Source organism: Chamaesiphon sp. OTE_20_metabat_361 (assembly GCF_031364565.1).
Genome location: NZ_JANLWO010000133.1, coordinates 1 through 7103 on the forward strand (window position 1 = coordinate 1; position 7103 = coordinate 7103).

8 protein-coding genes are annotated in these 7103 nt (G+C 43.5%); all 8 read right to left on the reverse strand.

What is annotated here, in order from left to right; genetic code table 11:
* On the reverse strand, positions 1-437 hold a 437-nt coding region (locus tag RMO35_RS03745), incomplete at its 3' end, for a pyridoxamine 5'-phosphate oxidase family protein (protein ID WP_309738650.1).
* A 2-nt stretch (positions 438-439) separates the two neighbouring features.
* Positions 440-718: a DUF1816 domain-containing protein gene (locus RMO35_RS03750; RefSeq protein WP_309738651.1), complete on the reverse strand. Its 279-nt coding sequence runs from the start codon at positions 716-718 to the stop codon at positions 440-442.
* Positions 719-1313: 595 nt separating this feature from the next.
* Positions 1314-1496: a hypothetical protein gene (locus RMO35_RS03755; protein ID WP_309738653.1), complete on the reverse strand. Its 183-nt coding sequence runs from the start codon at positions 1494-1496 to the stop codon at positions 1314-1316.
* Positions 1497-1632: 136 nt separating this feature from the next.
* Positions 1633-4557, reverse strand: a complete 2925-nt coding sequence (locus RMO35_RS03760) for a phospholipase D-like domain-containing protein (RefSeq protein ID WP_309738655.1) — start codon at positions 4555-4557, stop codon at positions 1633-1635.
* A gap of 184 nt (positions 4558-4741) precedes the next feature.
* On the reverse strand, positions 4742-5095 hold the full coding sequence (locus tag RMO35_RS03765; RefSeq protein ID WP_309738657.1) for an endonuclease domain-containing protein: 354 nt from the start codon (positions 5093-5095) through the stop codon (positions 4742-4744).
* A 164-nt stretch (positions 5096-5259) separates the two neighbouring features.
* Positions 5260-5694: a PIN domain-containing protein gene (locus RMO35_RS03770; RefSeq protein WP_309738658.1), complete on the reverse strand. Its 435-nt coding sequence runs from the start codon at positions 5692-5694 to the stop codon at positions 5260-5262.
* Positions 5682-5930: a hypothetical protein gene (locus RMO35_RS03775; RefSeq protein ID WP_309738660.1), complete on the reverse strand. Its 249-nt coding sequence runs from the start codon at positions 5928-5930 to the stop codon at positions 5682-5684. Before RMO35_RS03775 ends, RMO35_RS03770 begins: the two co-directional genes overlap by 13 nt.
* A gap of 27 nt (positions 5931-5957) precedes the next feature.
* A partial coding sequence (locus tag RMO35_RS03780) for a TaqI-like C-terminal specificity domain-containing protein (protein ID WP_309738662.1) occupies positions 5958-7103 on the reverse strand: 1146 nt, incomplete at its 5' end.

The window sequence follows — 7103 nt, forward strand, 5'->3', positions numbered from 1 at the left end:
CCATCAGTCGTGCGTCCGCTCATTTCACTGGGATACACCCGATAGATGGCAACTACTTCGGCTCGTCCCCAAGAATCGATCCAAGTCCGATTGAGAGCGGGTGAAAGTGTGGGATTAATCTCTTTGATGAGTTGCCAAATCCGCGATATCTCTGGCTGTTCGGTCAGCCGTTTGGCTTGTCCGCTGATAATTACGCTGCGCCAATGCAGGGGATCGTTAACAATTTCTTCGACTTGGAGACAGACTTGTGGACTAGCATCGATGTCATGTGTCTTCATTCCTTCAGTGGTGAACATGTAAATTTCTTCACCTTCAAGGTAGTAGTGCATCGGCATCACGTAGGGTTTCCCTTCATGGGTGAAACCAAGATGTCCATACCCCACTTTGTGTAATAGTTCGTAGATTTCTTTAGAACTCATTTCGTCGATATCTAACATAATTATGCTCCTAATGAGTTGAAAGTGTCATGTTCGATAGTTAATAAATCTGGTTGAGAATGCCTGTCAATTTTGATTTTGATGCCTTGGGCAAATTCTCTTTCGAGATCTTCCACAAAGCCTTTGCTTGCCACATGTGCTTCCTCTGCACCTGCAAATGGCCCAAAATAGTATGTGCATTTGGGGTGTTCTGTAAAAATTTCGATCCACCAAGCTTGACGGCAAGCATTTAGAGTATAAGTCCAAAGATTTAAGACCTTTGTTAATAGTTTATTATTCAAATGTAGATGAGCTATGAACGAGCTTAGGGGAAGGCGATCGTTCGGATGAAGAGTTGGGTAGATAGATAGAAAAGGTTCATTACTTAATGTCATAGCGTTCGTTCTTTTAGCGTGAGTTTTTGTGTAGATGTTGTAAATGTAAGCCATTACTAATGGCTGCAATTTGCACATCAGCGACAGGATCGTTAGCGGAGCCTCTTTCAAGAAACTTAGCGGAAATTAGCTCAGTGCAAGGATCTGTCGGTTGGGTTGTGATGTCGCCAAAGGCGAGGCTACGCCAACGGCTATACTGTGCTTACGGCAGGCTATGCCAACTGCTGTCGCTCAGTACGAGTCGCTCATCAACCAGAATGAAACTAGAACATACTTAACTCGGGCAATATTCGGAATCCAGCGTTTGGGTCGCTCGTTTTTGTGATTGTTGTCGATTGCCTCCGGCAGGCTACGCCAACGGCATGGGAACGCCCTGCGGTAGCTAGATGGGACTCAACTTCCACTATATGACTCAAATCTAAGGAACTTGTGTGGAAATTAGCTTGGATCGTCTTCACAAGTTCCTCATCTCGATCTAATAATCTCAAGTTATAGAAATGAGTCAATAATTTCTAACTTCAGCTTGGGGAGCGGAGGGTAATATGAATAATGAATCTATGCTACTCGATCGCGCTGGTAATGACTCTGCTGGTGATGTCTCGATCGGATTATACCTATCGATCCCCATTGCAAACTCAGCATAAACTTTTTCGGTGCTTCGTTCGGAATCGATAGGTGCGTTCATAATCTAACTCTCCATCGCTGGCTATTTCTCAAGATTAGATGGTAATAATGAGAAACTTGTGAGTTTTTTCAGTCCTAGATCTCTATACACTCACGGCGGCTATCCAAACACAGCATCTTATGGGTTCAGCGAAAAATTAGCTTTTACCCAATCCTTGTAATGTACTGCTACAGATAATTTTAGAGATCGATCGATCTCTTGTTGACTCCGATCTAGAATTTGTTTGAGCTTTAAGATCGTACTGCTGATACAAATAAATTAGTTTGTTTAGCAATGGCTTTCCGGTGAAACCATTATTTTTGATGTTTTTTAACTCTTGTAGAACGATCGGATTATGGATAGATCTTACAGTTTTGATGAGTTCGTTAATAGTCGATTGCAGATCTTCTTCCGCATTGTCTTTAAATAATTTTCCTAGCTCTTTCAAAATATAGTTCTGAGCAGGAGTGAGTTTAACATTACGCTGTTCCGATTGACGGATTTTCACCTCTTTACTAAATCGGCGGAGAGTTTGGGTAACAGTTTGATTATGAGTTTGGGGTAATAGTGTTGTTGGTGTATCTTCTTTGGTAGCAATAATCGATAGAATCTTGGAAATATCACGGCTGATAATTTCACCAGATCGATCGAGCAATAATAGCTGTGGATATCTCTTCTCACTTGGATCGTTAATATTACTGGATTCACAGAAGACAAATGTACCCGTTTCTTGGGCTAATTTGGCTGTGCGGATACCGTTGGGTAAATTGACAATGCGATCGAACTCAGCAGGATTATGTTGTTGGAGTTGGCGGAGCATTTCTTCAGCATCGGTGAGATCGATTAATGGGACTGGTTCTAGATCGAATAAATCTAACTGGCTATTCTCGGTAATTTGGTTGTACAGATATTGGGCTGTGTCTGCATACTGAGTAAAAATAATCTGCTTTTTACCCTGAATATCGGGTTTGGCTAACCACTGTTTGAGGGTTTGCAGCTTGGCATCTTGGGCGGGGGTGATAGGGGCGACTAATTGGTGAATCTGTTTGAGAATCTTCAGATCGTGAGCGATATGTTTGGTGAGCTTTGCTCGATCGAAATCTTCGATGTCATACTTACCAGATACAGATCGCAGTGCCTCGATGATGTCTAACTCATCTTCACCAGCCGCTTCCTCATCGTTGAGAATAACTTGGGCATCTTTGCCAGCGGGGATAATCCCTTCCTGAAGTCCAATTAAAAAACGATTGTGAGCGAGAATCATTCGATCGATCGTCTGTTGAAAGGCATAGACGCTGGATTCAAATCGTTTGAATAATAGGACTCGGATTAAACCTCGGAGATTGGCTCCAGCGGTCTGGAGTCCTTTGTATGGCTCTTGTTGCTGCTTGGCAGCCAAAACATAGTTACCCAAGCCATAACGGGCATAACAGAGGGTGTTGGTGAGAGTTCTGAGCGATTTTTGTTTGTTGGATTTACCGAGATACTGGCGAAGCTGTTGATATAGTCCGTTGTAGGTGTCTTCAATGCTGTATTCGATCGTTTCTAGCCGTCGTTTGGGGAAGTATTGGTGTCTACCACCGACGAGAATATAGGCTTTACGTTGACCGGATAAATATTCGTTGATGTGGGGGCTACTGGCGATCGATAAGTTGGTTTCCGAGTCCAATCCATAGAAGCGGAGAATATGACTGCGGGTGCGGCGAATCAGGATGTGTGAGAGCAGATCGGGGAGATTGCGATCGCCTTTTTCCACCATCTGAAAATACTGCTTGAGATCGGGTGGATCGATCGGGAGGTTGGTAATATCGGTTTGGTGAAATAGTTTGATTTGGTGATAAATATCCTTAGCACTTTTATTGCGGGGTGTAGCTGTGAGAAAACAGCACCGCTTGTCGCCAGCGGCTAGATATGCTTGCAAGACTTTATATCGTTGGGTGCCATAATTGCGGAGGTGATGGCTTTCATCAACTAGTACAAAGTCGCGATGTTTATACTTTTCGTCTTCGAGTAAGGTGCGTAAACCATGCTCATCATCGCTTTTGAGCATTCCCATTGAGAGTACCCGCGCATTGAGTTGATACTTTTCATTGTATCTTTCCCACATTTCTATCAATGGTGGCGGACAGATAATCAGGGTACGAGCGCGTTCGTGTTGTTCCATCCATTTAACGATCGCGGCTCCGATATAGCTTTTACCTAAGCCCACAACGTCGGAAACAAAGGCACCGCCATAGTTTTGAATGTTTTGAATCGCGTTTTGGACGGCTCTGGTTTGGAATTCGGCGAGTTGTTTGCTGATGTCGTTGGGATCGATGATGATGTCTACTGGTGCGAGTTCTAACCTATCGCGGACTAGATGATAGAGGGTTTTCATGTACACGTCATAGGGCGTGGCGATATTCATTACCCAAGACTGTTTCATTTCCTGCATCAACACCGCATCAAAGTCTTCGGCTACATCCCACAGTTCATCGAACCAGTTGGTAAGCTGTTGATGGTTGTCATTACCGTGAATGACGACGTTGAGTTCGGTATTATTATTGAGTCCAGACAGGGTGAGATTGGAAGAACCCACGATCGCGATGCCCTGTTCGCTGCGATCGAGTTTTTTACCTTTACCATCAAAGATGTCACCATAGTCAAAGATGTAGGCTTTGGCGTGTAATACTCCTTTGGTGTAAACCTTGACTTCGAGGCGTTTTTCTTCGATCGTCTGGACGAGATTTTTCACCAATGTTTCGGATTCATCACTTTGCTCCATCAATTCGAGTTGAGAGCGTACCTGTTTGGAGTTGTCGGTGACGAGGGCTTGGTGGTTGGGATATGTTTGCGCGTCGAGGCGATCTTCGATGAGTTCTAATTGTTGATAGCCTTGGGCAATTTGTTCGATCGTTTGGCGGTTGGTGGTGTTACCGATGAGCAGCCGCAGGTGTTTGATGTGGGGGAGTTTGTCGGCGATGGCGGTAAAACCAGAGAGGAAGAAGTAACCGACGGCGAAGTGAGCGGCGGTGGAGGAATCGAGGTTGGTGCGGATCTGTTCGGCGAGATGTCGATCGCGGTTGTCGATGATGTCTGACATGGTGGTTTTGTGTGTGGTGTGGAATCCCCCAACCCCCTTGGGAAGGGGGCTTTCGGATCTGGCTCTTAGCCCCCTTTTTAAGGGGGTTTGGGGGATTAGATCTCGGCCGGAGCAGGAGAAGATCGATCGTTTTTGGTGCTAGTGGAGAATCCCCCTAAATCCCCCTTGGAAAGGGGGACTTTGATTAGAGTGAGTCGGTGATTTGTTTGCATACGTTCTCAAAATCATTCATCACTTCCTGATTGCTAAATCTGATAACTTTAATCCCATAACCTGCCAAAACCGCAGTTCTCTCCATGTCATAAGTCATCCCTTCCTCCGTATAATGCTGTTGCCCATCAAGCTCGATCGCGAGTTTTACAGATGCACAGTAAAAGTCCACAATAAATCTGTCGATCGGTTTTTGGCGCAGTATTCTCACTGGTAGATTGTGTAGATATTCTTCCCACAGCTTTCTCTCAGCAGGAGTAGGATTCTTCCGCATTTGTCGAGCGAGTTCGATGAGATTGTGATTGTACGGTAAGTGAAAAGTTGGCATTTTTTACTTTTATTGTAAAAAGCGAAATTGGTGGAATCCCCCAACCCCTTTGGGAAGGGGGCTTTCGGACTGGCTCTCATAGCCCCCTTTTTAAGGGGGTTGGGGGATTAAATCCCCGCCGGAGCCAGTCAAGATCGATCGCCCAACATAGGCGAGAACTCCTTCTAGATTTCACTAAGAATCAAGACGGGCAACCCCGCGATATTGCGGAAACCTTTATCGTTAGTGATAAATCGATGACAACCCAGCGATAGTGACGTTGCTGCATGAATTGCGTCTGGGGTTTTGATGCGATACTTGGCGCGAAGATTGGTAGCCGCGAGTAGAATATTTCGATCGATTGGGATTAAGTTAATACCAGCATGGAAAATTAGCTGCTCGTAATTAGAGATCGATCTGACATCGCCACTGCGTAAGGGTGATACTAATGCCTCAGTAATGATTAGTTCGCTAGTAAAAATCGAAATCTCACTATTTCCAAACTTTGCCCACAGTGGTTTTAGCAATGGATAAAAATCGGGATGATTTTCGAGGGTATAAATCAAAATCGGCGTGTCGATATAGACGCTGCTCCCAATGGGTAAATTTAGTTCTCCCATCCGTCGCGAGCCTCTTGAATCTGTTGTTCGATTTCTGCCGCCGTGCGGCTGGGCTGCTGGCTGTGAATGGTATCGATCGTCGCGAGAATTGACTGTCGGATCTGTGGTGGTGTGGTGGCTTTATCGGCTAAAATCACGAAGACTTCTACAGTGTCGCCGATGCCGCCATCGGGAATTTGAAGTTCGATTTTGTTGCCAGGTTGGATGGTGGTGGTGATATGTAAAGCTGACTGCATCTGATTTTCCTCGAATCTACTTCAATTTTAGTTAAGATCGCTCTCTATCAACGCGCTAGTGTTGGCTGGTTGCTTTGATTTTCTAGTTTTGCCAGTCAATACAGCTACTTTTGGCTCGTGTTGTATCCCTTTACCAAAACCCAAAGTTTTCGCATCCAGTGGTGGAGTTTCTGACGCAAATCCATACAGCCCCGCCACAATCTCATCAATCTCCCGCTCCCATGCCTCACAGCCAACACCTTTAGCATCTAGACATTTTTGCACCAGTTTGGATATCGCCTTCCGCTCTATTTCACTAGCTTTGGGAATTGGGATCTTACTCATATAAATGTTTTTTAATCTTAGACTTTGACCTAAATCCAAACAAGTATCTCTCAAGTATTTCCATACATGAGTAGAATTTAGCACGCCTAACAAATACATGTCATTCTTGGGAATAACAAAAGTCGTATCTCTAGTAAATGCTCCTTTATCATCAAAAGCAAATCGAGATGTTTGACATATATCTGGATAAATTATTTTGGGCTTATCGAATGCAGTAGAGTATTTCATCTGGGGTTGCTGTAGCTCATACCATTCTTGATTGGTAGCTCTCTTTTCTAACTGTTGACGGTATGGTTTTAGATAACTAATGACAGCATCTAATTTTTTAATATCTATGCCATAATACATATAAAGTAAATATCTGTCTTTATATTTAATATTCCACTTGTCAACGTCTTTACCCTCCAATAATGGCTTTATGATCTCCTCACTTGCTGGATTTTCAGATATTAACTTAACGCGAATATTTTCATCAATACTAAAAGCCTGATTAAAACCTGTTTTAACTCCGTAATATATTTCTCCATTAACATATTTACTTAGAGGAATACTTGCAGACTCCATCTGATTGATTCGCTTTGCCGTAATATTATCTGTTAACAACCAGTTTTCACCTATAATGGCATTGTGAGGCAAAACACTCCCATCCTGAGTGATAACATCTTTAACATTTAAATTCTGTAAATTCAAGGATTTTACTTGAGTGAAAATAACGTTAGAGTTAGATTTTGCAATACGTTGTCCAATAAAAATAGCTGTTGAGACTGAAGCTTCTTTGAATATGCGTAAATCTCCAAAATCTGTAATGCTATGAATCTGACAAGCCTTAGCAATATATTCACGCAACTT